Origin of the sequence: Methyloversatilis sp. (assembly GCF_051861465.1) — a bacterium.
Classification (GTDB): Bacteria; Pseudomonadota; Gammaproteobacteria; order Burkholderiales; family Rhodocyclaceae; genus Methyloversatilis.
On record NZ_JBHYCQ010000005.1, the window covers coordinates 125,914 to 150,932 of the forward strand.

Annotated in this window: 23 protein-coding genes and 1 tRNA gene; 10 read left to right on the forward strand and 14 right to left on the reverse strand. The window is 64.5% G+C overall.

Translation table 11 applies throughout. From position 1 onward, the window contains the following. Positions 1-67: 67 nt before the first annotated feature. Complete coding sequence (locus tag ACTIFF_RS08760) at positions 68-706, reverse strand: response regulator (RefSeq protein WP_306476506.1); 639 nt, start codon at positions 704-706, stop codon at positions 68-70. Beyond that, positions 703-2,271 carry an ATP-binding protein gene (locus ACTIFF_RS08765; protein WP_439536476.1) on the reverse strand — a complete coding sequence of 523 codons (1,569 nt, stop codon included), beginning with the start codon at positions 2,269-2,271 and terminating at the stop codon, positions 703-705. Before ACTIFF_RS08765 ends, ACTIFF_RS08760 begins: the two co-directional genes overlap by 4 nt. 150 nt (positions 2,272-2,421) lie before the next feature. Here ACTIFF_RS08765 and ACTIFF_RS08770 point away from each other — a divergent pair. Then, positions 2,422-2,497, forward strand: a tRNA-Thr gene (locus tag ACTIFF_RS08770). 290 nt (positions 2,498-2,787) lie between these two features. Here ACTIFF_RS08770 and ACTIFF_RS08775 read toward each other — a convergent pair. The 6 genes from ACTIFF_RS08775 to ACTIFF_RS08800 all read right to left on the reverse strand — a co-directional run bounded on the left by ACTIFF_RS08775 (position 2,788) and on the right by ACTIFF_RS08800 (position 7,559). Further along, the gene (locus ACTIFF_RS08775; RefSeq protein WP_439536477.1) at positions 2,788-3,225 is read right to left on the reverse strand and encodes a hypothetical protein; all 438 of its coding nucleotides are present in this window, start codon (positions 3,223-3,225) and stop codon (positions 2,788-2,790) included. Positions 3,226-3,237: 12 nt separating this feature from the next. After that, positions 3,238-3,993, reverse strand: coding sequence for a UDP-2,3-diacylglucosamine diphosphatase (locus ACTIFF_RS08780; protein ID WP_439536478.1), 756 nt, complete (start codon positions 3,991-3,993; stop codon positions 3,238-3,240). Positions 3,994-4,013: 20 nt separating this feature from the next. Next, positions 4,014-4,502: a peptidylprolyl isomerase gene (locus tag ACTIFF_RS08785; protein ID WP_439536479.1), complete on the reverse strand. Its 489-nt coding sequence runs from the start codon at positions 4,500-4,502 to the stop codon at positions 4,014-4,016. An 83-nt stretch (positions 4,503-4,585) separates the two neighbouring features. Next, entirely contained in the window at positions 4,586-5,161 is a 576-nt protein-coding gene (locus ACTIFF_RS08790; protein ID WP_439536480.1) for a peptidylprolyl isomerase, read from the reverse strand. A gap of 89 nt (positions 5,162-5,250) precedes the next feature. Continuing rightward, on the reverse strand, positions 5,251-6,471 hold the full coding sequence (locus tag ACTIFF_RS08795) for a L,D-transpeptidase family protein (protein ID WP_439536481.1): 1,221 nt from the start codon (positions 6,469-6,471) through the stop codon (positions 5,251-5,253). 5 nt (positions 6,472-6,476) lie between these two features. Then, positions 6,477-7,559 (reverse strand): L,D-transpeptidase Cds6 family protein, encoded by a 1,083-nt coding sequence (locus ACTIFF_RS08800; protein ID WP_439536482.1) that lies wholly within the window; start codon positions 7,557-7,559, stop codon positions 6,477-6,479. A 151-nt stretch (positions 7,560-7,710) separates the two neighbouring features. On the opposite strand from ACTIFF_RS08800, the gene cysS reads away from it, so the two are divergent. From cysS to ACTIFF_RS08815, 3 genes are all read left to right on the forward strand, one after another. Next, positions 7,711-9,090, forward strand: coding sequence for a cysteine--tRNA ligase (cysS, locus tag ACTIFF_RS08805; RefSeq protein ID WP_439536483.1), 1,380 nt, complete (start codon positions 7,711-7,713; stop codon positions 9,088-9,090). Between the two features lie 21 nt (positions 9,091-9,111). Further along, positions 9,112-9,840 carry a Crp/Fnr family transcriptional regulator gene (locus ACTIFF_RS08810; RefSeq protein ID WP_439536484.1) on the forward strand — a complete coding sequence of 243 codons (729 nt, stop codon included), beginning with the start codon at positions 9,112-9,114 and terminating at the stop codon, positions 9,838-9,840. Positions 9,841-10,099: 259 nt separating this feature from the next. Then, positions 10,100-11,965, forward strand: coding sequence for a phosphoenolpyruvate carboxykinase (GTP) (locus ACTIFF_RS08815; RefSeq protein ID WP_439536485.1), 1,866 nt, complete (start codon positions 10,100-10,102; stop codon positions 11,963-11,965). A gap of 82 nt (positions 11,966-12,047) precedes the next feature. Here ACTIFF_RS08815 and dnaJ read toward each other — a convergent pair whose 3' ends face one another. From dnaJ to grpE, 3 genes are all read right to left on the reverse strand, one after another. After that, positions 12,048-13,184: a molecular chaperone DnaJ gene (dnaJ, locus tag ACTIFF_RS08820; protein WP_439536486.1), complete on the reverse strand. Its 1,137-nt coding sequence runs from the start codon at positions 13,182-13,184 to the stop codon at positions 12,048-12,050. A 104-nt stretch (positions 13,185-13,288) separates the two neighbouring features. After that, positions 13,289-15,208 carry a molecular chaperone DnaK gene (gene dnaK / locus ACTIFF_RS08825; protein ID WP_439536487.1) on the reverse strand — a complete coding sequence of 640 codons (1,920 nt, stop codon included), beginning with the start codon at positions 15,206-15,208 and terminating at the stop codon, positions 13,289-13,291. Positions 15,209-15,303: 95 nt separating this feature from the next. Next, a complete protein-coding gene (grpE, locus tag ACTIFF_RS08830) occupies positions 15,304-15,837 on the reverse strand; it encodes a nucleotide exchange factor GrpE (protein ID WP_439536488.1) in 534 nt (177 codons plus the stop codon). Positions 15,838-16,054: 217 nt separating this feature from the next. Between grpE and ACTIFF_RS08835 the strand changes: the two genes are divergently transcribed. Together ACTIFF_RS08835 and ACTIFF_RS08840 are read left to right on the forward strand one after the other, a co-directional pair. Continuing rightward, complete coding sequence (locus ACTIFF_RS08835) at positions 16,055-17,437, forward strand: protein kinase domain-containing protein (protein ID WP_439536489.1); 1,383 nt, start codon at positions 16,055-16,057, stop codon at positions 17,435-17,437. Positions 17,438-17,589: 152 nt separating this feature from the next. Next, complete coding sequence (locus tag ACTIFF_RS08840; protein ID WP_190295032.1) at positions 17,590-18,123, forward strand: AP2 domain-containing protein; 534 nt, start codon at positions 17,590-17,592, stop codon at positions 18,121-18,123. 72 nt (positions 18,124-18,195) lie between these two features. Here ACTIFF_RS08840 and hemH read toward each other — a convergent pair whose 3' ends face one another. Together hemH and hrcA are read right to left on the reverse strand one after the other, a co-directional pair. Next, complete coding sequence (gene hemH, locus ACTIFF_RS08845; protein WP_439536490.1) at positions 18,196-19,293, reverse strand: ferrochelatase; 1,098 nt, start codon at positions 19,291-19,293, stop codon at positions 18,196-18,198. A gap of 58 nt (positions 19,294-19,351) precedes the next feature. Beyond that, positions 19,352-20,371, reverse strand: coding sequence for a heat-inducible transcriptional repressor HrcA (hrcA, locus tag ACTIFF_RS08850; RefSeq protein WP_439536491.1), 1,020 nt, complete (start codon positions 20,369-20,371; stop codon positions 19,352-19,354). A gap of 144 nt (positions 20,372-20,515) precedes the next feature. On the opposite strand from hrcA, the gene ACTIFF_RS08855 reads away from it, so the two are divergent. Next, positions 20,516-21,406 carry an NAD kinase gene (locus ACTIFF_RS08855; protein ID WP_439536492.1) on the forward strand — a complete coding sequence of 297 codons (891 nt, stop codon included), beginning with the start codon at positions 20,516-20,518 and terminating at the stop codon, positions 21,404-21,406. Between the two features lie 54 nt (positions 21,407-21,460). After that, complete coding sequence (gene recN / locus ACTIFF_RS08860) at positions 21,461-23,128, forward strand: DNA repair protein RecN (protein WP_439536493.1); 1,668 nt, start codon at positions 21,461-21,463, stop codon at positions 23,126-23,128. On the opposite strand, the gene fur is transcribed toward recN, so the two are convergent. Then, on the reverse strand, positions 23,129-23,593 hold the full coding sequence (fur, locus tag ACTIFF_RS08865; protein ID WP_069039973.1) for a ferric iron uptake transcriptional regulator: 465 nt from the start codon (positions 23,591-23,593) through the stop codon (positions 23,129-23,131). Positions 23,594-23,708: 115 nt separating this feature from the next. Here fur and ACTIFF_RS08870 point away from each other — a divergent pair, with 115 nt between their 5' ends. Both ACTIFF_RS08870 and dapB read left to right on the forward strand, forming a co-directional pair. Beyond that, positions 23,709-24,155, forward strand: a complete 447-nt coding sequence (locus tag ACTIFF_RS08870) for an outer membrane protein assembly factor BamE (protein WP_306476490.1) — start codon at positions 23,709-23,711, stop codon at positions 24,153-24,155. A 54-nt stretch (positions 24,156-24,209) separates the two neighbouring features. Continuing rightward, positions 24,210-25,007, forward strand: coding sequence for a 4-hydroxy-tetrahydrodipicolinate reductase (dapB, locus tag ACTIFF_RS08875; protein WP_439536494.1), 798 nt, complete (start codon positions 24,210-24,212; stop codon positions 25,005-25,007). Positions 25,008-25,019: the final 12 nt, after the last annotated feature.

The following is a 25,019-nucleotide window of genomic DNA, read 5'->3' on the forward strand; positions in this document are numbered from 1 at the left end:
ACGGGCTTTAGGGCGGAACCGCAAGTTATTGCACACTCCGCAGCGACGTGCGGGCGGACAGCAGACCTCAGTCGGTGAGCCCGTGCTTGAGGCCGTAGTGCGTCAGTTCGGCGTTGTTCTTCATGCGCATCTTTTCCAGCAGCCGTGCGCGATAGACGCTGACCGTCTTGACGCTGAGGCTCAGCTCTTCGCCGATCTGCGTCAGCGTCTTGCCGGAGGCAATCATCACCAGCGTCTGGTACTCGCGGTCGGACAGTTTTTCGTGCGGCGGCCGCTCGTCGTCGTCGGTGATCGCATTGGCCAGTTCCATCGCCAGCGTGGGCGAGACGTACTTCTTGCCGCTGGCGACCTGGCGGATCGCGGTGACCAGCTGTTCGGGCGCGCTCTGCTTGGTCAGATAGCCGGAGGCGCCGGCTTTAAGCGCGCGGATCGCGTACTGGTCCTCCGGGTGCATCGACAGCACCAGCACCGGCAGGCGCGGAAATTCCTTGCGCACCAGCTTCAGCGTGTCGATACCGTTGCGGTCAGGCATCGAAACATCCATCAGCACGAGGTCGAAGCTGCCGTCGCGCAACTTGTGCATCGCCTCGACACCGTTCTCCGCCTCGCCGGTGACCAGCAGGTCAGGACTGTCGGACAGGATCTGGCGCAGCCCGGAGCGCACGATGGCGTGATCGTCTGCAATAAGTATACGGATGCTGCTCATCGGGAGAACTCCAGTACGGTGCGGCGGCAGGCCGGCACCCTCAGCAGCAGGCGGGTACCGCCATGTTCCCGGCTGCTCGCTTCAAAACGTCCGTTCAGGTGCACCACGCGCTCGCGGATGCCGCGCAGGCCGAATGATTTCGGCTTGTTCAGGTCTTCCGGCGCCAGACCGCGGCCATCGTCGCCCACCTCGAGCACGATGTCGTCGTCCTCCTGGGTCAGGCGTACTTCCACGGTGTGCGCGCCGGCGTGCTTGGACACATTGGTCAGCGCCTCCTGGAACACCCGGAACAGCGCGATGGCGGTTTCCTCGTCCGGATCGATGTCGTGATCGATGCACAGCAACTCGCATTTCAGGCCGGTACGGGCGGAGAAATCTTCCGCATGGCTCTCGACGGCCGGCGCCAGGCCGAATTCCTTCAGGATGCCAGGGCGCAGCTCGCGTGCGATGCGCCCGACCGTGGTGATCGCGTCATCCACCAGCTTGCCCATGCTGACCGAGCGCGCCTTGATCGCGTCCGGATCGGCTGCAGTCTTGTTCGCCAGCAGCGACACTTCGAACTTCAGCGCCACCAGCAGGCCGCCCAGTTCATCGTGGATGTCCCGCGCAATGCGTTCGCGTTCCTCTTCCTTGGCGATCTGCAGGTGCGACGACAGCTCGGCCAACTGGCCGCGCGACTGGCGCAGTTCGCGTTCGGTCAGCTTGCTCTGCGTGATGTTGGAAACGATGCCTTCCCAGATCAGCACGCCGGACGCGAGCACGCGCGGTGACGAGCGCAGGTTCACCCACTTGATGTCCTCGTCGGGCAGGCGGATGCGGCCGTCCCAATTCACCGTGGCATGGGTGTGCGCCGACAGATGCATCGCGCGGTCGAGTTCCGGCATGTCGTCCGGCAGGATCATGTCCAGGAAGCGGCGCGGTGCAGCCACCAGCTCACCGGCCTTGAAACCGAGCAGCGCCAGGCAGCCTTCGCTGACGAACAGGAAGCGCCAGCCGCCGTCTTCATGCCGCAGCAGCTGGAACACCATGCCGGGAATGTTGGCCGCCAGCGCGCGAAAGCGGGCCTCACTGTCGCGTACGGCGTCGAGCGCGCTGTGCCGCTCGGCCCGGTTGCGCGCCTCGCGCATTTCGCGTTCGACCGCCGGAATCAGCCGGTCGAGCTTGCCCTTGCTGAGATAGTCATGCGCGCCGGCGCGCATCGCCGACACTGCAATATCTTCCTCGATGACACCCGAAACGATGATGAAGGGCAGGTCGAGCTCCAGTTTCTGCAGGATGGACAGCGCCGCCATCGCCGAAAAGCGCGGCATGTTGTGGTCGGACAGCACCAGATCCCAGGTGCGCGACGACAGCGCCTCGCGCAGCGACCGCTCGTCTTCCACCCGCTGCGACCACACCTGGTAGCCGGCTGCCCGGAAGCGGTGCAGCAGCAGCAGCGCGTCGTCCTCGGAATCCTCGATCAGCAGCACATTCAGCGGACGAGCCGTCGAATGCGCGGCATCGGTCCCGGTCAGGCGATTTGCGGAAGGGCCCGGAACGGGCACCGGCGTGACGGTATCGGGCATCGGGCGGGGGTCTCCTTCCGCGGCAAACGGTTGCACCGCGCTGATATGCGGAGACATGTTCATGATGATTTGAGTTTAATCCATGCCGGATGCGATGAGTCACCGATGCGCGCGCCATGCCCGGCGCACAGCAGATATAATCCGCCGCGCGCCGCTTTAGCTCAGTTGGTAGAGCAACCGCCTTGTAAGCGGTAGGTCGTCAGTTCGATTCCGACAAGCGGCACCAATGAATCCGGTCGTAAAAGCCAACTCCCGTGAGTTGGCTTTTTCTTTTCAGGGCGTCGTGCAGCGGTCGCAGTTGGAACCGGATGGCTGCGGCTTGCGCTGCGGACCGGCAAAAAAAAGCCCGCACAGGGCGGGCTTGCGGAAGGAGAGGGCCGGACTGCCCGAAGGCCGTCGCGACAACTGAACACTAATCGATGCGCCGCCGTGCGGCTGTTCCCAGTTGCAAGCAGGTGTTGCGGTGGCGCCTGCGTGGCCCGTCGGCCCGCCTTCCGTCCGGGAGATCGGCGCAGCTCAGCGCGGCTGTTCCGGTCCGCGTGCGATCAGCATGTCGGCGACGGTCCGGACCGATGGCCAGTCCTTCATTGCCTCGATGGCCTGGCCGAATCCGGCGGCGGCGGATTGCTGCAGGGACTTCTCGGCCATTTCCAGCAGGCTGGCGGAGTATTCCTTCATCGCGCGGTTATGCAGGGTGACGAACTCGTCGTACAGCGCGGCCGGCGCGTCGACGGCGGGCGTTGCGCCGGCATTCGCCGCCGGGGCCATGCCCTGCAGCAGCGAAAACACGAAACGGCCGAGCGCGCGCTGGGCGTCGGCAGACTCGGGCTCGCCGAAGAACGCCGGGTCGAACCTGATGGCGGGCGCTGTCTCATCGGTGCCACGGCGGCATTCGATGCGGCCATCGGCGTCGAGGCGCAGCGTCAGTTCATCCCTGTTGTCGGACAGGCTCATGGGGGACCTCCTTCAGGCGTGGCGCGCGTCGGGTACGATGCGGCCGTCATCGGCCGTCGTGAAGGCGCGCAGATCGTGGTCGTCGGCTTCCAGCCAGCAAGCGCGGTCGCGCCAGTCGGCGATCACCCAGCGGTCGCAGGCGACGGCATCCACCTCGAGCGCGTGATGGGCCGGCCGGTGCGTGTGGCCGTGGATCAGCAGCGTGCATTCATGGTGGCGCAGCACGGCGGCGATGGCGTCGCCATTGGCATCCATCAATTGTTCGGTCTTGCCGGCGACGGCCTGCTGGCTGCGCTGGCGCAGGTCTGCGGCGATCGCGTGGCGCTCGGCGAGCGGGCGGGCCAGAAAGGCGGCTTGCCAATCGGCCTGGCGCACCATGCGGCGGAACTGCTGATACGGCAGGTCGTCGGTGCACAGCGTGTCGCCATGCATCAGCAGCGCCTGCCGACCGGCGATGTCGCACAGCAGCCAGTCGCCATGCAGCGTGGCGCCGGTGGCGGCGGTGAATCCGGCGCTGAGCAGGAAGTCGCGGTTGCCGGGGAGGACATGGATCTCGGTGCCGGCGTCGCTCAGCGCACGCAATGCGGCGATGATCGGGCGGTGTTCAGGCAGATCGGCGTCTTCGTCGCCGACCCACACCTCGAAAATGTCACCCAGCAGGAACAGACGCCGGGCGCCGCGCGCGCGGCCTTCGAGCAGGTGCAGGAAGGCCGCGTTGAGGTCTGGCGTGGCGGACGACAGGTGGAGATCGGAAGCAAACAGGTCCATGCGTCGTCGCGCCAGCGCGCTCAGGCCACTTCGGCGCGTTCGATCAGCACGTCCTCGACCGGCACGTCCTGGTGGAAGCCCGAACGACCGGTACGCACGGCCTTGATCTTTTCGACCACGTCCATGCCGTCGCTGATCCGGCCGAACACGCAGTAGCCCCAGCCGTCCTGTGCCTGGTCCTTGTCGAGAAAGAGGTTGTTGCCGACATTGATGAAGAACTGCGCGCTGGCCGAATGCGGGTCCGACGTGCGCGCCATGGCGACGGTGCCGACCGTGTTCGAAAGCCCGTTCGCCGACTCGTTCTTGATCGGCGCCTGGGTGTCCTTCTGCTTCATGCCGGGTTCGAAACCGCCGCCCTGGATCATGAAGTTGCCGATCACGCGGTGGAAAATGGTGTTGTTGTAATGACCGGCCTCGACGTAGGCGAGGAAGTTGGCGACCGTCTGCGGTGCCTTTTCAGCGTCGAGTTCGAGCGTGATGACGCCGTGGTTGGTGTGCAGCTTGACCATGTGAATCTCCGTAAGCGGGGCCGCGCGGGGCGGCCGTGGGTTGGGGCGAGGGGACGCGCGTCGTGCCGACTGCGCGCCGGGAATCAGGGCTGTGCTTCGATGACCCGGACGGACTGGATGACCACCGGCGTCAGCGGTACGTTCTGGTGCGGGCCGTTGTCGCCGGTACGGACGTTCGCGATGCCATTGACCACTTCCATGCCCTTGATCACCTTGGCGAAGGCGGCGTAGCCGAAGCCGTCGCGTGACGGATAGTCGAGCGTACGGTTGTCGACCAGGTTGATGAAGAACTGGGCAGTGGCCGAGTGCGGATCATTGGTGCGCGCCATTGACAGATAGCCCGGCGCATTGCGCACGCCCTTGCTCATGGCTTTCTCCGCTTCATTGCGGATCGGCGCGCCGACCGTCTTCTGATTCATCTGGGCGTCAAAACCGCCGCCCTGGATCATGAAACCGTTGATCACGCGGTGAAAGATCAGGCCGTCGTAGAAGCCGGATTTGGCGTACTGCAGGAAATTTGCAACCGTGGCGGGTGCGGCCTCCGGGAGGAGTTCGATCAGGATCGGACCCTGACTGGTCTTGAGTTCGACCTGCGGATTGGCGGCGACGGCGGCCAGCGGGATCAGGCTGGCGAGCAGCGCGAGCAGAAACTTCTTCATGAGGATGACTCCGGGTTGGGTGAGCGGGAATTCATGCGGGCATGCAAACGGACAGGGCAGCCAAACAGACCGATGTCGGGCGGCCAGGTTCAGCCTTCGCCTTCGAACACGATGCGCCAGCGGCCGTTTTCCCGCTGCCAGTACTGCTGCTTGATCATGCGGTTCGACAGCGTGTCACTGCGGTAGTCCTGTTCGAAGGTGACGACGACGAGGTCTTCGCGGCCGGGGTTGCGGAAGGTGCTCAATTTGTCGACGCCGACCTTGATCCATTTCTTGCCGGCATTGACGGCGCGCTTCTGTGCTGCAAATGCGGCCAGGTCCTTCGTGCCCGCGCTGAACCGCGCCGAATAGTGCGACAGGAAGCGCTCGACGTCACGGCTTTCCCAATCGGTACGCCACTGTTCGTGCGCCCTGTTGAATTCGCTGCGCTCGGAATGCCAGTCGTCGAGCGTGAGCCATTCCACCGAGTCGCTGATGATGACCGGCACCGACGCGCCCTGCAGGTGGTTGTTCAACGCGAGGAAATCGGAATTGGCCAGTACGACGCAGCCGTCGGACGCGCGCGGCGGGCGCGAGAAGGTGTCCGATGGGGTGCCATGGAGCCAGATGCCGTGGCCCTTGCGACCTTGCTTGCGGTCCCACGCGTTCGGGTAATTGATCGGCAGCGCACCGGCACCATAGAAATCGGTCAGCCGTTCAGGCGGCAGGAAACCGGTGACCTGATAGACACCCAGCGGCGTCTTCTTGTCGCCTTCGCGCATCTTTTCGATACCCAGACGGCCATGCGACACGTAGTAGTCGGCAACGAAGCGCGGCTGACCATCGACGTTCTCGTACAGATAGAGCCTCGAGCGGCGTGTGTCGACCACCACCGCATGGCGTTGCGACGCCTGCAGCTGCAGCAGGTAGCGCGGCACGCGATCGACCGGCGGCTTGTCGCGATAGGCGCGGATGCGCGCCACGGCTTCATCGCGCAGGTCGGCCAGCCGGTCTTCCGGGGCGTTTGGCGCATTGCCTATCGTGGTCAGCGCGCTCGACCGGGCCAGCAGCAGGTCGCCCCGAATCAGGTGGCCGAGCCGGAAGTTGGGCCAGATATGCAGCAGCGCATCGACCTGTTCGAGCGCCAGCCCCAGCTTGTTGCGCTCGATCTGGCGGAACACCTGTTCGAGCATGGGTTCCGGGCCGCTGTCGGAATAGCGCACAGCGTCACCTGACTGACCCGAGCCGATGGCAAGCGGGACGATCAGCGACGACAGGCAGAGCGCGTTGCGCAGGACGCGCGCGACGGCGCGTCCGGAAAAGTACCGCATCGCCGTCATCCGCCGACGCGCTCCCGCTGGATCAGCCAGCGGCCGTCGCGGCTGACCAGCACGAGCGTCTTGGTGGTGGCGCTCTTCAGGCCCACGGCCTTGTAGTGCTGGCGGAAGGTTGCCTTGACGCGATCGGCGCCGTCACGGGCGACCTGCAGGTTCTCGACCCGTACCTCGATGGCACCCGGTTTGTCGATGCGCGCCCGGCGTTCGGCTTCCCACGCCTTGCGCGATTTCTTGCCCGGGATCTCGAAAGTGCTGTCGTACTGTGCGAGGTAGGTGCTCACGTCCTTGCGTGCCCAGGCTGCGGCCCAGTCCTCGACCATGCGTGTGATGTCTGCCACTGGCAGGCTTGCGCTTCCGGCTTCCGGCTCGACCGGGGTCGCAGCAACCGGCGCCGCAGCAACCGGGGCCGGCAGGGCCGCCGGTGCGGCCGGTTTTGCAGCTTCGGGCGCCTTCGGCGAAACCGACGCAACCGGCGGCGTGACCGCTGTGACGGTCGCGGGCGGGGTGGCTGCCAGCGTACTGGTGGAGGTCGGCTTGCCACCGCCGCGCGGCGCATTGCCGACCATTTCGCGGATCAGGTTCAGCTTGCTCTGCGCACCGACGTTCGAAGAATCGAGCTGAAGCGCCCGGTCGTAGGCCTGGGTGGCCATGCGCGCGTAGATGTCGCCCAGATTCTCGTGCGCCACGGCGTAGCTCGGGTGGGTGCGGATGGCCATTTCGAGTGCCGTCTTGGCCTTGTCGAACTGCTTCTGCTGGGCGTAGAGCACGGCCAGGTTGTTGTAGGGCTCGGGCAATTCCGGGTAGTCCTCGGTCAGCTTCTGGAATACCGAAGTCGCTTCCGGAATGCGCCCCAGTTCGGTCAGGATCAGCCCCTTGAAGAAACGGCCCTGCGGATCGCGCGGCACTTTTGCGAGAAACAGGTCGATCTGTTCAAGCGCCTGCTGTGGTTGCTTCTGTCGCAGCAGCTTTTCGGCTTCCTGAACGCTGGTGGCGAAGGCCGGCTGAAGCGATACGCCGAGCATGATCAGGAGGGCGGCAAGACGCGGGACGAGCGGCAGACGAAAACGTGTCGAAGAGGCCATGTGTTAGACTTTTTGGCGTGAAACCGTCGTTTGACAGACCCGAATCTTATCAAGAAGGCGTGCCGACGTCCTGTTGTTGCGCCTGAATTCCGAACCGACCTGCCTGCCGGGCCGGCGCGTACCGCAAGCACCCTCCGTTTGGCCCACACCAATGCTCAAGATCTATAACACCATAGGCCGCGAAAAGCAGGCATTCCTTCCGATCGACCCGGGTCGCGTGCGCATGTACGTGTGCGGCATGACGGTTTATGACTACTGTCATCTGGGTCATGCCCGGGTGATGGTGGTGTTCGACATGGTGGCCCGCTGGCTGCGCGCCTCGGACTATGCAGTGACCTATGTCCGCAACATCACCGACATCGACGACAAGATCATCAAGCGGGCGGGCGAAAACGGCGAATCGATGCGCGCGCTGACCGACCGCTTCATCGCGGCGATGCACGAGGACGCCGATGCGCTCGGCGTGCTGCGTCCCGATCACGAGCCGCGTGCGACCGAGTTCGTGCCGCAGATGCAGTCGTTGATCGAGCGGCTGCAGGACAAGGGACTGGCGTATCGCGCGGCGAGCGGCGACGTGCATTACAGCGTGCGCAAGTTCGATGGGTACGGAAAGCTCTCTGGCAAGTCGCTGGACGAATTGCGCGCAGGCGAGCGCGTGGACGTCAGCGATGGCAAGCAGGACCCGCTCGACTTCGTGCTGTGGAAACACGCCAAGCCGGCGGAACCGGCCGACGCAAAATGGGCGTCGCCCTGGGGTGACGGCCGGCCGGGCTGGCACATCGAATGCTCCGCGATGAGCTCGCAACTTCTGGGCGATCATTTCGACATCCATGGCGGCGGCGCCGACCTGCAGTTTCCGCACCACGAGAACGAGATTGCCCAGAGCGAGGGCGCACACGGCCATACCTTCGTCAATTACTGGATGCACAACGGTTTCGTGCGCGTCGACGACGAAAAGATGTCGAAATCGCTGGGCAATTTCTTCACCATCCGCGAAGTGTTGAAGCAGTACGACCCGGAAGTGGTGCGCTTCTTCATCCTGCGCGCGCATTACCGCAGTCCGCTCAATTACTCCGACGCCCACCTCGACGATGCCCGCGGCGCACTGAGCCGCCTGTATACGACGCTGAAGAACGTGCCGCCGGCGGATGTCCGGCCGGACTGGACCACACCGGCCGGACAGCGGCTGCGGGCCGCGATGGATGACGACTTCAATACGCCGGAGGCGATGGCGGTGCTGTTCGAACTGTCGAACGACGCCAATCGCAGCGGCGACCCGGCCGTTTCGGGCGAACTGCGTGCGCTGGCCGGCGTCCTCGGTCTGCTGGAACGATCTGCGGAAGATTTCCTCCAAGGACGTGCGCAGGCAGGCGGGCTGGACGATGCGCAGATCGGTGCGCTCATCGAACAGCGTATTGCGGCCAAGAAGGCGCGCGATTTTGCGACCGCCGACCGCGTACGGGACGAATTGAAGCAACAAGGCGTCATACTGGAAGACTCTGCCGCCGGCACCACCTGGCGGCGGTCCTAGCGGACTTTCACCGGGGGTAGGGTGCGCGCGATCACGATCAAGTCTGCCTGGCACGGCCACAGCGATTGCCAGAAATGCGGCGTGCGCCGCAGCGCACTGTTTGCCGATCTGGTCGAGTCCGATTTCGCGCTTCTGCACGACCAGATCGACGACTTCGATTACCCGTCCGGCGCGGTCATCTATCACGCTGGCGCGCACGGCGACTGGCTGTTCACGGTGCGCAGCGGTGCGGTCAAGCTGGTGCGCTACGGCGCGGACGGCACCCAGCGCATCCTGCGCATCCTGGGCCGAGGCGACGTGTTTGGCCTCGAGGCGCTGGTCAGCCCGGCCTACGATCACACCTCGATTGCGCTGTCACCGGTCGCGTTGTGCCGCATCCCGCGTGTGCTGGTCGAGCGGCTGAACCGGGATACGCCGCGTCTGCAGAAACCCCTGCTCGAACACTGGCATGCCGCGCTGGCCGAGGCCGACGCATGGCTGGCCGAACTGACGGCAGGTCATGCCGACGTGAAAACCCGGGTCGCGCGCCTGCTGCTCCGGCTCGTCGATGACATCGAGCCGGGCCGGGCGATCCGTCTGAGTCTGGAGGACATCGGCGCCATTCTGGGCGTGGCGCCGGAATCCGCGAGCCGCGCGCTCGGCATCATGCGCCGCAGCAATCTGCTGGCCGATGCGCCCGACTCCCGTTACCACTGGCTGATCGATCGGGCCGGACTGAAAGCGCTCGTCGCGCCGCCCGTCGAGTACTGACCCGCGCCGCGGCGCCCTCCGCCACGCGCCCGCAGGCGCGCAAAGAATCGCGCCATTCGTGATTCTTATAGCAGACATAAGATGCGGTTATCTATAAAGTGCGACCTCCGAAAGGAAGGCGCAGGCCACCCCGCCTGTGTCAGTACCTGTCCGATGCATGGGCCCACCCGGCCTGATGCGGGTTTCGTTCAAACGGTTGAACCGGACGGTACGTGGCAGCTGCCGCGTCCCGCCCAGTGTGGTTTATGGAGAGCGTCGCATGAAAGTCGTCTTGTCGCCCGAGCAGATCCGCTCCGGCGAAATACCCGTTCCGGCATGGGTCAAGAGCCGCAAGCTGGTCACATGGGTCGCCGAAGTGGCGGCGCTCACCCAACCCGACGCCATCTTCTGGTGCGACGGTTCGGAAGAAGAATACGACCGTCTGTGTGCCGACATGGTCGCATCGGGCACGATGAAGCGCCTCGATCCGGTCAAGCGCCCGAATTCCTATCTCGCACTGTCCGACCCGTCCGACGTCGCGCGCGTCGAAGACCGCACCTACATCTGCTCGGCGCGTGAGGAAGATGCCGGCCCGACCAACAACTGGATGGCGCCGGCGCAGATGCGTGAAACGCTGACCGGCCTGTTCCGCGGCTGCATGCGCGGGCGCACGATGTACGTCGTGCCGTTCTCGATGGGCCCGCTCGGTTCGCACATTTCGCAGATCGGCATCGAACTGTCCGATTCGCCGTATGTGGCGGTCAACATGCGCATCATGACCCGCATGGGCCGCGCGGTGTACGACGTGCTGGGCAGCGACGGCGACTTCGTGCCCTGCGTGCACACGGTGGGCAAGCCGCTGGCGGCGGGTGAGAAGGATGTGCCGTGGCCGTGCAACGCCACCAAATACATCGTTCATTACCCTGAAACGCGGGAAATCTGGAGTTTCGGCTCGGGTTACGGCGGCAACGCATTGCTCGGCAAGAAGTGCTTTGCACTGCGCATTGCTTCGACCATGGGCCGCGACCAGGGCTGGCTGGCCGAACACATGCTCATCCTCGGCGTGGAAAACCCGCAGGGTGAAAAGCATTACGTCGCGGCGGCTTTTCCGTCTGCCTGCGGCAAGACCAATTTCGCGATGCTGATTCCGCCCAAGGGCTTCGAGGGCTGGAAAGTCACCACCATCGGCGACGACATCGCATGGATCAAGCCGGGCAAGGACGGTCGTCTGTACGCGATCAACCCGGAAGCCGGCTACTTCGGTGTGGCGCCGGGCACCAATCAGAACACCAACGCCAACTGCATGGCGTCGCTCGCGTCCGACACCATCTTCACCAATGTCGCGCTGACCGATGACGGCGACGTGTGGTGGGAAGGCATGACCAAGGAGCCGCCGGCGCACCTGATCGACTGGCAGGGCCGTGACTGGACACCCGCCATCGCGAAGGAAACCGGTGCCAAGGCGGCGCATCCGAACGCGCGCTTCACCGTCGCGGCGACGCAGAACCCGGTCATCGACCCGGCCTGGGACAACCCGGCCGGCGTGCCGATCTCGGCCTTCATCTTCGGTGGCCGCCGTTCGACCACGGTGCCGCTGGTGACCGAGGCACGCAACTGGGTCGAGGGCGTCTACATGGCGGCCACGATGGGCTCGGAAACCACCGCTGCGGCGGCTGGCCAGCAGGGTGTGGTGCGGCGCGACCCGTTCGCCATGTTGCCGTTCTGCGGCTACAACATGAGCGACTACTTCAGTCACTGGCTCAAGCTCGGTCAGAGCATCGAAGCCAGCGGACAGACGCTGCCGCACATTTTCTGCGTGAACTGGTTCCGTACCGACGAGAACGGCAAGTTCGTGTGGCCGGGCTTCGGAGAGAACATGCGGGTGCTGAAGTGGATGCTCGACCGCGTGGCGGGCCAGGCGAACGGCATCGAGCACCTGTTCGGCACCACGCCGCGCTATGACGACCTGAGCTGGACGGGTGTCGATTTCAGCCGCGAACTGTTCGAGCGCATCACGTCGATCGACCATGCGGCCTGGCAACTCGAGATCGAGCTGCACAACGAGCTGTTTTCGCGCCTGCAGAATCGCCTGCCGCCGGCCCTGTCGGCGGTCAAGGCGCGGATCGAGAAGAACCTGGTCGCCTGATCGAAGGCGCACCGCTGAATCAAAACGCCCGCATCATGCGGGCGTTTTGATTTCCGGCCTGCCGAAACGGCAGCGCCGGGGTTCAGCCGGCGAAGAAGTTCTTCATCTTGTCCATCCACGACTTGGCGCGCGGGCTGTGGCTCGCTTCGTCGCTCAGGTTGATGTCGTCGAATTCCTTCAGCAGTTCCTTCTGGCGCGCCGTCAGATTGACCGGCGTTTCGACCACCACGTGGCACATCAGGTCGCCCGGGGTACTGCTGCGCACGCCCTTGATGCCCTTGCCGCGCAGGCGGAATACCTTGCCGGACTGTGTTTCCGATGGAATCTTGATCTTGGCTGCGCCCTCCAGCGTCGGAATCTCGATTTCGCCGCCCAGTGCCGCGGTGGCGAAGCCGATCGGCATTTCGCAGTGCAGGTCGTCGCCCTCGCGCTGGAACACGCTGTGCGGCTTGATGTGGATCTGCACGTACAGGTCGCCGGCCGGGCCGCCGCCCTGACCATGCTCGCCTTCGCCGGCCAGCCGGATGCGGTCGCCCTCGTCGATGCCGGACGGAATCTTCACCTGCAGCGTCTTGCTCGACTTCACGCGGCCGGCGCCATGGCAGGTGCCGCACGGGTCCTTCACCATCTTGCCGGTGCCATGGCATTTCGGGCAGGTCTGCTGGATCGAGAAGAAACCCTGCTGCATGCGCACTTGCCCCGCGCCATTGCAGGTCGTGCAGGTGACCGGCTTGGTGCCCGGCTTCGCACCGGTGCCGTCGCAGGTGCCGCACTCGTCCATGGTCGGAATGCGGATGCGCGTGTCGGTGCCGCGGGCCGCTTCCTCGAGCGTGATTTCGAGGTTGTAGCGCAGATCGGCGCCGCGATAGACGCCGCTGCGACCGCCACCCGCCCGGCCGCGTCCGGCTGCATTGCCGAAGATTTCCCCGAAAATGTCGCCGAAGGCATCGCCGAAACCCGGGCCTGCGCCACCGCCGCTGCCGCCCATGTTGGGGTCGACGCCGGCGTGGCCGTACTGGTCATAGGCCGCGCGTTTCTGCCCGTCCGACAGGATTTCGTAAGCCTCCTTGGCTTCCTTGAACTTGTCTTCCGCTTCCTTGCTGTCCGGATTGCGGTCCGGGTGGTACTTCATCGCCAGCTTGCGGTAGGACTTCTTGATCTCGTCGTCGGATGCATCCCGATTGACGCCGAGGATGTCGTAAAAATCGCGTTTTGCCATTCGTTATCACCACAGATACGCCAAGGCACAGAGGAGCAGGGTGCGACCCTGCGTCTCTGTGCCCCGGCGGTCAGGTCGCCATCGGCAACCGGAAGACGCGCAGCTTACTTCTTGTCGTTCACTTCGGTGTACTCGGCATCGACCACGTCGCCGTCGTCCTTGCCCGAGCCGCTCGGTGCGGCACCGGCTTCACCGGCAGCGGCCTGCTGCTGGGCGTACATCGCTTCGCCCAGCTTCTGCGCTGCGGTCGACAATGCGGCGCTCTTGGCTTCGATCGCTTCCTTGTCGCCCGAACGGATGGCCTCTTCGGTCTCCTTGATCGCGGCTTCGATCGCATCCTTTTCGCCGGCATCCACCTTGTCGCCGTGCTCGGTCAGCGCCTTGCGCGTCGAATGCACCAGTGCATCGGCCTGGTTGCGCGTATCGGCCAGCTCGCGTGCCCGACGGTCGTCTTCGGCATGCAGCTCGGCGTCCTTCACCATCTTCTGGATTTCGTCTTCCGACAGACCGGAATTCGCCTTGATGGTGATCTTGTTTTCCTTGCCGGTCGCCTTGTCCTTCGCGCCGACGTGCAGGATGCCGTTGGCGTCGATGTCGAAGGTCACCTCGATCTGCGGCAGACCGCGCGGTGCCGGGGCGATGCCTTCGAGGTTGAATTCGCCGAGCGACTTGTTGCCGCTGGCCATTTCGCGCTCGCCCTGATAGACCTTGATGGTGACCGCCGGCTGGTTGTCGTCGGCGGTCGAGAAGGTCTGCGAGAACTTGGTTGGCACCGTCGTGTTCTTCTGGATCATCTTGGTCATGACGCCGCCCAGCGTTTCGATGCCCAGCGACAGCGGGGTCACGTCGAGCAGCAGCACGTCCTTCACGTCGCCCTGCAGCACGCCGCCCTGGATCGAGGCACCGACTGCGACGGCTTCGTCCGGGTTCACGTCCTTGCGCGGCTCCTTGCCGAAGAATTCGCGCACCTTTTCCTGCACCTTGGGCATGCGGGTCATGCCGCCGACCAGGATGACGTCGTCGATGTCGCTCACCTTGACGCCCGAATCCTTGATCGCGATGCGGCAGGGCTCGATCGAACGCTCGATCAGCTCTTCCACCAGCGACTCGAACTTGGCACGCGTGATCTTGATCGCAAGATGCTTCGGCCCGGTCGAATCGGCGGTGATGTAGGGCAGATTGATTTCGGTCTGCGCACCCGACGACAGTTCAATCTTGGCCTTTTCGGCGGCTTCCTTCAGGCGCTGCAGCGCGAGGATGTCCTTCTTCAGGTCGACGCCCTGGTCCTTCTTGAACTCGTCGATCACGTAATCGATGATGCGCTGGTCGAAATCTTCGCCGCCGAGGAAGGTGTCGCCGTTGGTGGCCAGCACCTCGAACTGGTGTTCGCCATCGACATCGGCGATTTCGATGATGGACACGTCGAACGTGCCGCCGCCCAGGTCATACACGGCGATCTTCGAATCACCCGGCTTCTTGTCCATGCCGAAGGCGAGCGCAGCCGCGGTCGGCTCATTGATGATGCGCTTGACGTCCAGGCCGGCGATGCGGCCGGCGTCCTTGGTGGCCTGACGCTGGCTGTCATTGAAGTAGGCCGGCACCGTGATGACGGCTTCAGTCACTTCTTCGCCGAGGTAGTCCTCAGCGGTCTTCTTCATCTTGCGCAGCACTTCGGCCGATACCTGCGGCGGCGCGATCTTCTTGCCGCGCACTTCCACCCAGGCGTCGCCGTTCTCGGCCTTGGAAATCTTGTAGGGCATCAGCGCGATGTCCTTCTGCACTTCCTTCTCTTCGAAGCGGCGGCCGATCAGGCGCTTGACGGCAAACAGCGTGTTGGCGGCATTGGTGACCGCCTGGCGCTTGGCCGAGGCGCCGACCAGGATTTCGCCGTCGTCGGTGTAGGCGACGATGGACGGCGTGGTGCGCGCGCCTTCCGAATTCTCGATCACCTTGGGCTTGCCGCCTTCCATGACGGACACGCAGCTGTTGGTGGTGCCCAGATCGATGCCGATGATTTTTCCCATGTTCGGGGTCCTCTATATATAAATGTGTATGTCGGGAGCGAAACGACCGCTTGGCCTCAGATGTGGGCGCATTCGCCCACATTTCAAGGGGTCTTTCAGCTGGCTGCCCTGGAAACGATCACGAGGGCAGGGCGCAGCACGCGTTCATGCAGCAGATAACCTTTCTGCAATACCTGAACCACGTGATTCGGCTCGCCCGGCGCCTCGATCTGGCTGATGGCCTGATGGCGGTGCGGGTCGAACTTCTCGCCCAGCGGATCGGTTTCCTCGATGCCGGCGCCGCTGAATGCCTGCTGCAGCTGCTTGAGCGTCAGTTCGACACCAGAGCGGAGCGTGGCCACGTCGGACGACCGGTCGGCGAGCGCCGCTTCCAGGCTGTCCTTGACCGGCACCATGGCGTTGGCGAATTTCTCGGCGCCGAACTTGCCCGCCTTCAGCACATCCTCGGCGGCGCGGCGGCGCATGTTTTCGGTTTCGGCCTTGGCGCGCAGCAGGGCGTCCTGCAATTCGGCCACCTTGAGTTCTGCAGCGGCGAGCGCCGGATCGGCGGTGGCTGCCTGGGTGTCGCCGGTCGCTGCGGCATCGGCCGGCAGCTCGTTCGGCAGTTCTTGCGGGGTCTGATCGGTCATGCAGCGATTTCCTCTGGCTTTCGGACCCGATTCACTTGGGGCCGTAGCCGGTCGATTTCAAGCCCTGCCGACCGCCATGGTTTCCGCCCTGGCGTCTGCCGGCAGAAAATCGCGGACCGCGCACCGGTTCAGGCCGGCGCCGGCAAGTGCTTTTGTTCGTTTACGGCCGATGCCCTATCATTGCGGCTGTTCATGACGCCTCCATCGCACTTCAAGCATGCTTGATCGCATCGGCAAATACAGGGTTATCCGGGAAATCGGCAAGGGCGCGACCGCCACCGTATATCTATGCAAGGCCGATGACATCGAAGAGCTGGTTGCCGTGAAGCTGGTCGATTTCGGCGACAAGAACCGCGATCAGGGCAAATGGTCGCGCCGCATGCGCAAGCTGTTCCTGACCGAGGCGGCGATCGCCGCCAAGCTCAACCATCCGAACATCATCCGCATCTTCGACGCCCAGGTGGAAGAGGGGCGCGCCTATCTGGTGATGGAGTACATCGAGGGCGAAGCGCTCGATCACTACTGCGAATTCAACAAGATGCTGCCGCTGCCACGCGCCGTCAGCATCGTGTTCAAGTGCTGCATGGCACTCGACTACGCGTTCAAGCAGGGTGTCGTTCACCGCGACATCAAGCCGGCCAACATCCTGATCGGCGCCAACGACCTCGTGAAGGTGACCGATTTCGGGCTGGCGCTGAATGTCGCGAAGGAAAACGACAAGGATTCGACCTTCATCATGGGCGTGGGCTCGCCGGCTTACATGAGCCCGGAGCAGGTAAAGGGCTATCCGCTGAACCAGAAAACCGATCTGTATTCGCTCGGCGTGGTGCTGTTCCACCTGCTGACAGGCCGGCTGCCCTTCCGCGCCAAGCATCCAGCCCAGCTCATCTACAAGATCATCCATGCCGATCCGCCGTCCGCGTCGCAGCTGAATCCGGAGGTGCCGGAAGGCATGGACCGTGTGATCCGCAAGGCGCTCGAAAAGGATCTGTACTCGCGCTACAAGAACGGTGCCGAGTTCGCGAAGGATCTGTCGTCGGTGCGCTTCAAGCTGCTCGACGACAGCTATGTGCCGCCGGATACCACGCGGTTCACCATCCTGCGCAAGATGGCCTTCTTCACCGAATTCGACGATGTCGAGGTATGGGAGGTGCTGCGCTTCTCCGGCTGGCGCCAGTTTGCAGAGAACGCGGTGATGATGCGCGAAGGCGATACGGACAACCGCTTCGGCCTCATCGTGTCGGGACAGGCCCAGGTCAGCGTCGGCGGTCGACTGCTGGCCGAACTGGGTGTGGGCGACGTGGTCGGCGAGATGGGCTATCTGGATCCCAAGCATGTCAGCCGGTCGGCCACGGTGATCGCCACCACCCAGATCACCTTCCTCGAAATCAACCCCTCGGCCCTGACGCTCGCGTCCGAAGAGTGTCTAGAACACTTCCGCGGCCAGCTGATCAGCACCATCGTGCAGCGTCTGGTGCGTGCCAACGCGGCGCTCGCCGCCCAGGGCGAGGAAGTCATGCTGCCGACAGAGTCCGGTTTCTGCGTGGCTGGCGTCGGGCTCGATCTCGAACTGGCACCCGATCCGCCGCTGCGTCGCTGAACGATGTTGCTTCGCGGCCCGGACCGACTTCACGTCCCGTCTGTTTCATCGTGAAACGCAGCCGCTCAGGCCGCTAAAGTTTCGATCCTGCAGGCCGAAACTCTCCTCACATGCACCCGGCCAACCCGGTGCTGATCGGAAGGAGACCGACCTTGAGCCGCAATTCAGTTTATGGCATCAGCCGCGTGGATAACGAAGCCAGCCGGACGCACGGCTGGCTGGTGACCATCCAGCGACGCGGCGTGATACACCGCAAGCACTTCAGCGATGGCGTGTTTGGCGGCAAGCAGAAGGCGTTCACTGCCGCCAAACAGTTCCGCGACGACATCATTGCGAAGTTTCCGCCGTTTTCGCTGCGCGAGTATTCGAGCATCGTCAAGAAGAACAACCGCTCCGGCGTTGTCGGGGTGTGCCGCTACTGTGCGTCGGAAACGCGCGACATGCCGGAAGAGAAGCAGCGCTGGTTCTGGGTGGCGTCATGGCCACTGCCGTCGGGCCGGCGCAAGCGGGTGAAGTTCTCGGTCAACAAGTATGGCGAGGAAGGCGCGTTCAAGATGGCACTGAAGGCGCGCAAGGATGCGCTGAAGAAGCTCGACGGCCAGTTCGACCCCGGTGCATCGCGCCGCGGTCGCCCGCGCCGTGCCAAGAATGATGAAACACCGGTGGCCGAAGCACGCGCTGCGTGAGATTCGGTCAGCGCATGAAAAAGGCGACCTACGGGTCGCCTTTTTCTTTGTCGCGAGACGGGCGTCGCGCCGCTATTTCGGCGCCCCGAAGGCCTTCGCACGTTCGGCCTGCAGCACCAGCTGATCGGCCACCGGGCTCGCCTCGTCCCACCAGTGACCCAGCTCGCGTCGCACGATGCGGCCCAGGGCGTCGATCCAGTCGGGTCGCTCGTTCAGGCAGGCGATGTACTGGAAGGTCTTGCCGCCCTTGCCGATGAAGGCGTCGCGGTTTTCCACCGCGATCTCCTCCAGCGTTTCCAGGCAGTCGGCGACGAAACCCGGGCAGATCACGTCCACGCTCTGCAGGCCTTCCGCGGCGAGCTTTTCAAGCGTCGGCTGGGTGTAGGGTTCGAGCCAGCGCGCCTTGCCGAAGCGCGACTGGAAGGTGACCAGGTACTGATCCTTCGCCAGCCCGAGTGCCTCGGCCAGCAGGCGGCCGGTCTTGTGGCACTCGCAGTGGTAGGGGTCGCCCTGTTCCAGATGGAAATGCGGCACGCCGTGGAAGGACATGACCAGCTTGTCCGAGCGGCCATTCTTCGCCCAGTGTTCACGCACGCTGGCCGCGAGCGCGCCAATGTAGCCGGCGTCTGCCGCGAAGGCACGCAGATAGCGCAATTCCGGCAGGTTGCGCCAGCGCAGCAGGGTCTGCGCCAGTTCGTCGATCATCGAGCCGGTCGTGCTCGACGCCGCCTGCGGGTACATCGGCAGCATCAGGATGCGCGTGCAGCCGTCCATCTTCATCTGCTGCAGCACGTCACCGATGGCCGGGCTGCCGTAGCGCATGGCAAATCGCACATCGATGTCGGGCTGACCTTCGGCAATCATCCAGCCGCGCAGCAGCTTGGCCTGGCGTTCGGTATGCACGCGCAGCGGCGACCCTTCATCGGTCCACACCGAGGCGTACTTTTCGGCGGACTGTTTCGGGCGCACGTTCAGGATGATGACATTCAGGATGAACCACCACACGGCCTTCGGAATTTCGACCACGCGGTCGTCCGACAGGAACTGCTTGAGGTAGCGCCGCAGCGACGGGGCGTCCGGCTTGTCCGGTGTGCCGAGGTTCACCAGCAACACGCCGGTGCGCGCGGGCTGGCCATGGGTGTAGGACGGTTCGGCGTTGAATCGTGACATGGGCTCGTTGGGTTTGCGGTGCGCGCATCCATGGCGCGCCCGGTTCGGGTGGTTCGGGTCAGGTCTGGCTGAGCGCGCTCGAAAGCAGCTTGGCGGTGACGTCGACAATCGGAATGACGCGCTCGTACGCCATGCGGGTCGGGCCGATCACGCCGACGCTGCCGACCACCTGCCCCTGAATTTCGTAAGGCGCGGTGACCACGCTGCATTCATCCAGCGGTGCCAGGCCGGATTCGCCGCCGATGAACAGCTGCACGCCTTCGGCCTGCTGCGACAGATCGAGCAGGCTCGCCAGTTGGGTGCGCTGGTCGAACAGCGAAAAAAGCTCGCGCAGACGCGACATGTTCGACGCCAGATCATCCACCGCCAGCAGGTTGCGCTCGCCGGAAATGACGTACTGGCCCTTGTCGCCGGAAAATGCCTCGTTGCCTGCCTGCAGCGCAGCCGCCATCAGCGACGTCAGATCTCCATGCAGCTTCTTCAGTTCCGCCTGCAGCCGGCCGCGGATTTCCTCGAAATCGAACCCGACATAGTTCTGGTTCAGGAAATTGGCTGCGCTGACCAGTTCCGCCGGCGAGAAATTGCGCTCCGTCAGCAGGATGCGGTTCTGCACCTCGCCCTGATCGGTCACGATGATGAGCAGGATGCGCTTGTCGGACAGGCTGAGGAATTCGATCTGGCGGATGCGCACCATCTGGCGCCGCGGCGCCACCACGATGCCGGCGAAATGGGTCAGCTGCGACAGCAATTGCGACGCCTGACCGACCAGCACGCGCGGGTCCGCCGGGCGCAGTTCGCCTTTCAGTTCGCTGATCTGGCCCGGCTCCAGAGGCTGAACCGACAGCAGGCTGTCGACGAAGAACCGGTAGCCGCGCGGCGTCGGAACGCGTCCGGCCGAGGTGTGCGGGCTGGTGATGAATCCCAGCTCCTCCAGATCCGACATCACGTTGCGTATCGTGGCGGGCGACAGGTCCAGCCCCGAATACTTCGAGAGCGTGCGGGAACCGACCGGCTGACCGTCGGCGATGTAGCGTTTGACCAGGGTTTTGAGCAGCAGTCTGGAGCGGTCTTCGAGCATGACTTCGCGGTTTGGGTACGCTTCCGGCTTCAGATTCTAGAACAGCGCCACGGGTGCGACGGTGTCAGGGCCGGATATTGACACACGCCGGCCCGCTCTCGACGGCTTCACGGTCGATCGCAGGCTTTGTGGTTTAATTCGTCGATGGATAAAACCCCACCGTCGTTCGGCTGCGTCGCCCTGATTGGCAAGTACCAGAGCGCGGAAGTGGGCGAATCGATGCGCACGCTCGCGCACTGGCTGCGCGATTCCGGTCGCGAGGTCCTGATCGAGCAGGATTCGGCGGATGCCTTGTCCGGCAACGATTTCGAGACGGCGATTTTTGACGAGATCGGCCGCCGCGCCGGACTGGCGGTGGTGATCGGCGGAGATGGTTCGTTGATCAGCGCGGCCCGCAAGCTGGCGCCGCATGATGTACCGCTGGTCGGCGTCAACCAGGGACGACTGGGTTTTCTGACCGATGTCGCCCGTTCCAACATGCTGTCGGCGATGGACGCCCTGATGGCCGGGCAATTCACCCGCGAGCGCCGCGCGCTGTTGCAGGCGGGCGTACTGCGCGACGGTGAATCGGTTTTTTCGGCGCTGGCGCTGAATGATGTCGTGTTGTCCAAGGGTGACCTGGGTCGCATGATCGAATTCGAAGTCCGGGTGGACGACGAATTCGTATACAGCCAGCGGTCCGACGGGCTGATCGTTTCCACGCCGACCGGCTCCACGGCGTATTCGCTGTCGGCCAACGGTCCCATCGTGCATCCGTCGCTCGGCAGCATGCTGATCGTCCCGCTGTGTCCGCATGCCTTGTCGTCGCGCCCGATTGCGCTGAGCGACAGTTCGGTACTCGATGTCCGGCTGTTCCTGCGGCATGACGCGCGTGCCCATTTCGACGGCCAGGAACATGTGAATCTGCAGGGCGGCGACTGCCTGCGCATCGAGCGCTCGCCTTACTGCGTGACGCTGATGCATCCGCCCGGCTACAGCTACTTCGCCATGCTGCGCGAAAAGCTCCGCTGGAGCGAGGCGCCGAAAGAGGCCTGAGCCATCTCCGTTCTGCCCGATCTTCATCATCGATCCGACTCCTGACCGCGCTGCATGCTCGAACGCCTTTTCATCCGCGATTTCATCCTTGTTGACCAGCTCGAACTCGACTTTTCGGCCGGCTTCGGCGCCCTGACCGGCGAAACCGGCGCCGGCAAGTCGATCCTCGTGGATGCGCTCGGCCTGCTGCTCGGCGCGCGCGCCGACGCGTCGGTCGTACGACTCGGGCGGGAGCGTGCAGAGCTGTCGGCCGAGTTCATGCTGGCGCCGGACAGTCCGGCGCGCGACTGGCTGGCTGCGCAGGATTTCGAATGCGACGGTGACCGGGTCATCGTGCGACGGGTGATCGACAGCGGCAGCCGATCGCGTGCATGGATAGGCGGTGTGCCGGCCGGCATCGCGCAGCTGCGCGAACTGGGCGGGCTGCTGGTCGATATCCACGGCCAGCATGCGCACCAGGCCCTGATGCGCGAATCGGCGCAGCGCGAGCTGTTCGACCAGCACGCCGGCCTGCACGCCCAGGTCACCGAGGTCACGAAGCTGTATCGGGAATGGCAGGCGCGCGAACAAGCGCTGCTGCGCGCCGTGCAGGACAGTGACGCGGCCGTGCGCGAGCGCGAACGCCTGCAGTGGCGGGTCGAGGAGCTCACCGCACTGGCGTTCGAACCCGCCGCCTGGGCAGCGCTGCAGCAGGAACACAGCCGGCTTGCCCATGTCACGCAACTGCTCGAAGGCAGCGCCGAGGCGCTCGCGTTGCTGGAGGACGGCGAGGTGGCGCTGGATGCGCAGCTCGCCCACATCGCTGCCGTGCTCGGCCGCCTGCAGGGGTTCGATACGGCGCTGGGCGAATGCTGCAGCCTGATCGATTCGGCGTCGGCCCAGGTCGGCGAAGCCGCGCGCGCGCTGCGCGCCTATGCACATCGACTCGATGCGGACCCGGCTGCGCTGGCGCGTGCCGACGATCGCATTGCCGCCGTGCTCGGCGCTTCCCGCAAGTATCGCTGCGAGCCGGACGACCTGCCGGCGCTTCTGGCCGACGGCCAGTCGCAACTCGACCAGCTGACCGCCGACGCGGATCCGGCACGTCTCGAGCAGGCGCGCGACGCAGCGCGCACCGCCTGTGTGCAGGCGGCGACACGACTGTCAGCGGCGCGCAAGCCGGTGGCTGAGCGCCTGTCGGCCGAGGTGACCGCAGCCATGGCCGAACTGGCGATGCAGGGGGGGCGTTTCGACGTTGCACTTCATCCGCTGGCCGAACCCTCAGCCACCGGACTGGAAGAGATCGAGTTCCGTGTGTCTGCCAATCCCGGGCAACCCCTGGCACCGCTGGCGAAAGTCGCGTCGGGCGGAGAACTGTCGCGCATCGGACTGGCGATACAGGTGATCGCCAGTGCACGCAGCGGGACGCCGACGCTGGTTTTCGACGAAGTGGACGTCGGCATCGGCGGCCGAGTGGCCGAAGTGGTGGGGCGTCAGCTGGCGCGGCTGGGCAAGGCGCGCCAGGTGCTGTGCGTCACCCATCTGCCCCAGGTCGCCGCACGCGCCGACTGGCAATGGTCAATCGCCAAGCGCAGCCTGGCGGGGCAGACGGTCAGCGCGGTGAACGCGCTTGATGACGCGGCAAGGATCGAGGAGATCGCACGCATGCTGGGCGGCGAGGTCATCACCGACACCACGCGGGCACACGCGAAGGAAATGCTGGGCGAGCGCCCGGCGAACTGATCAACCCGGTTCGGATCGGCCGGGTTCGCGCTGCGGTTTCTTCTTGTTCGGGCAGGCTTCGGTCGTGCAATTGGCGAAAATCGTCAGTGCGTGGTCGTGCACTGCGAAGCCGTGATCCTTGGCGACCTTGATCTGGCGGCGCTCGATTTCCGCATCGTAGAACTCTTCCACCTTGCCGCACTGGATGCAGACGAGGTGATCGTGGTGGTGTCCTTCGTTCAGCTCGAACATCGCCTTGCCGGATTCGAAGAAGTGGCGTTCCAGCAGACCGGCATGCTCGAACTGGGTCAGCACCCGGTAAACGGTGGCCAGGCCGATGTCCATGTCTTCCTGCAGAAGCGCCTTGTAGACGTCTTCCGCGCTCATGTGACGCACATCCGCGCGCTGGAACAGCTCGAGGATCTTCAGTCGCGGCAGGGTGGCTTTAAGGCCGATGTTCTTCAGGTTGTGCGAGTTTGCGCTCATGGGCAAGGCTGACGGCAATATCAAGGTCGCTATAATATAGACTTTCGTCTCCCGCCCGGCGTCGTGCCGTGAGCGGATCGACCTGCCCGAAGCCCTAACCGAGTCCCGTCCAGCGATGTCCTTCGCCCCCGTGGTAGTTGTCCGCTACGCTCTTGCCGCTCTGATTCCGGTGCTCGCGGGATGCACCAATGTGCCTTCGGCGCTCGACGTGACCAATCGTCTGAACCCGTTCCGCATCGATATCCGCCAGGGCAACCTGGTGACCCAGGAAATGGCTTTCCAGCTCAAGCCCGGCATGTCGCGCGACCAGGTGCGTTTCGTGCTCGGTTCGCCGATGCTGGCCGACGTGTTCCATCCGGACCGCTGGGACTACCTGTATTACTTCAAGCCGGGCAACAAGCCGGAAGACACCCAGCAGCGCCGCCTGATCGTCTATTTCGAGAATGACAAGCTGGTCAGTCTCGGTGGCGACGTGGTGGGCGCGGAAGAAGCCGAGCTGAACCAGCCCGAGGCGCCGCGTACCCGTACGATAGATCTGGGCGAGGTCATCGCGCCGAAGTGACCCGACGCGAGGTCATCGCGGCTCATTCACGTTTGAAAGGATTCCATGTCACCGATGCGCATAGCGATCGCCGGGGCGTCCGGCCGCATGGGCCGCATGCTGATCGAAGCCACATCGCGCGACGAAGGCGCCCGGCTGGTCGCTGCCCTTGACCGCCCTGATGCGCCCGCCATCGGCGAAGACGCAGCCGCCTTCCTGGGCAGCCCGGCCGGCGTGCCGATCAGCAGCGATGTCGATGCCGCGCTGGCCGGTGCCGACTTCCTGATCGACTTCACCCGTCCGGAAGCCACGCTGGCCCACCTTGAAGCCTGCCGGCGCCACAACGTGAAGATGATCATCGGCACGACCGGCTTCAGCGAAGCGCAGCGTGCCCGGTTGCTCGAGGCATCGCGCGAGATCGCCATCGTGTTTGCGCCGAACATGGCGGTCGGCGTGAATGCCGTGTTCCGGCTGCTTGATGTCGCCGCGCGCATCCTGAACAGCGGCTACGATGTGGAAGTGATCGAGGCGCATCACCGCATGAAGGTCGATGCGCCGTCCGGTACTGCGCTGCGCATGGGCGAAGTGGTGGCCGACGCGCTCGGTCGCTCGCTCGCCGACTGTGCCATCTACGGACGCGAAGGACACACCGGCGAGCGGCAGGACACGACCATCGGTTTTTCCACGATACGTGGCGGCGACATCGTCGGTGACCACACGGTGCTGTTCGCCGGCCTTGGCGAGCGCATCGAAATCACCCACAAGTCGGCCAGCCGCATGCCTTATGCGCTGGGCAGCCTGCGCGCCGCACGCTGGCTGGTCAGTCGTGAAAGCGGTCTGTACGACATGCAGGACGTGCTGGGCCTGCGCTGAGTGGTGGGCAGT

What these genes read in the sequence shown, in the direction of transcription:
- ACTIFF_RS08785 (WP_439536479.1), bottom strand. Translation starts at nt 4,502, where the DNA reads ATGGTCAAGCTGCACACCAACCACGGCGTCATCACGCTCGAACTCGAC.
- cysS (WP_439536483.1), top strand. Translation starts at nt 7,711, where the DNA reads ATGCTCAAGATCTATAACACCATAGGCCGCGAAAAGCAGGCATTCCTT.
- dapB (WP_439536494.1), top strand. Translation starts at nt 24,210, where the DNA reads ATGCGCATAGCGATCGCCGGGGCGTCCGGCCGCATGGGCCGCATGCTG.
- ACTIFF_RS08760 (WP_306476506.1), bottom strand. Translation starts at nt 706, where the DNA reads ATGAGCAGCATCCGTATACTTATTGCAGACGATCACGCCATCGTGCGC.
- ACTIFF_RS08795 (WP_439536481.1), bottom strand. Translation starts at nt 6,471, where the DNA reads ATGCGGTACTTTTCCGGACGCGCCGTCGCGCGCGTCCTGCGCAACGCG.
- dnaJ (WP_439536486.1), bottom strand. Translation starts at nt 13,184, where the DNA reads ATGGCAAAACGCGATTTTTACGACATCCTCGGCGTCAATCGGGATGCA.
- grpE (WP_439536488.1), bottom strand. Translation starts at nt 15,837, where the DNA reads ATGACCGATCAGACCCCGCAAGAACTGCCGAACGAGCTGCCGGCCGAT.
- hemH (WP_439536490.1), bottom strand. Translation starts at nt 19,293, where the DNA reads ATGTCACGATTCAACGCCGAACCGTCCTACACCCATGGCCAGCCCGCG.
- ACTIFF_RS08780 (WP_439536478.1), bottom strand. Translation starts at nt 3,993, where the DNA reads ATGGACCTGTTTGCTTCCGATCTCCACCTGTCGTCCGCCACGCCAGAC.
- ACTIFF_RS08775 (WP_439536477.1), bottom strand. Translation starts at nt 3,225, where the DNA reads ATGAGCCTGTCCGACAACAGGGATGAACTGACGCTGCGCCTCGACGCC.
- recN (WP_439536493.1), top strand. Translation starts at nt 21,461, where the DNA reads ATGCTCGAACGCCTTTTCATCCGCGATTTCATCCTTGTTGACCAGCTC.
- ACTIFF_RS08870 (WP_306476490.1), top strand. Translation starts at nt 23,709, where the DNA reads ATGTCCTTCGCCCCCGTGGTAGTTGTCCGCTACGCTCTTGCCGCTCTG.
- ACTIFF_RS08765 (WP_439536476.1), bottom strand. Translation starts at nt 2,271, where the DNA reads ATGCCCGATACCGTCACGCCGGTGCCCGTTCCGGGCCCTTCCGCAAAT.
- ACTIFF_RS08855 (WP_439536492.1), top strand. Translation starts at nt 20,516, where the DNA reads ATGGATAAAACCCCACCGTCGTTCGGCTGCGTCGCCCTGATTGGCAAG.
- ACTIFF_RS08815 (WP_439536485.1), top strand. Translation starts at nt 10,100, where the DNA reads ATGAAAGTCGTCTTGTCGCCCGAGCAGATCCGCTCCGGCGAAATACCC.
- ACTIFF_RS08835 (WP_439536489.1), top strand. Translation starts at nt 16,055, where the DNA reads ATGCTTGATCGCATCGGCAAATACAGGGTTATCCGGGAAATCGGCAAG.
- fur (WP_069039973.1), bottom strand. Translation starts at nt 23,593, where the DNA reads ATGAGCGCAAACTCGCACAACCTGAAGAACATCGGCCTTAAAGCCACC.
- dnaK (WP_439536487.1), bottom strand. Translation starts at nt 15,208, where the DNA reads ATGGGAAAAATCATCGGCATCGATCTGGGCACCACCAACAGCTGCGTG.
- ACTIFF_RS08790 (WP_439536480.1), bottom strand. Translation starts at nt 5,161, where the DNA reads ATGAAGAAGTTTCTGCTCGCGCTGCTCGCCAGCCTGATCCCGCTGGCC.
- hrcA (WP_439536491.1), bottom strand. Translation starts at nt 20,371, where the DNA reads ATGCTCGAAGACCGCTCCAGACTGCTGCTCAAAACCCTGGTCAAACGC.
- ACTIFF_RS08800 (WP_439536482.1), bottom strand. Translation starts at nt 7,559, where the DNA reads ATGGCCTCTTCGACACGTTTTCGTCTGCCGCTCGTCCCGCGTCTTGCC.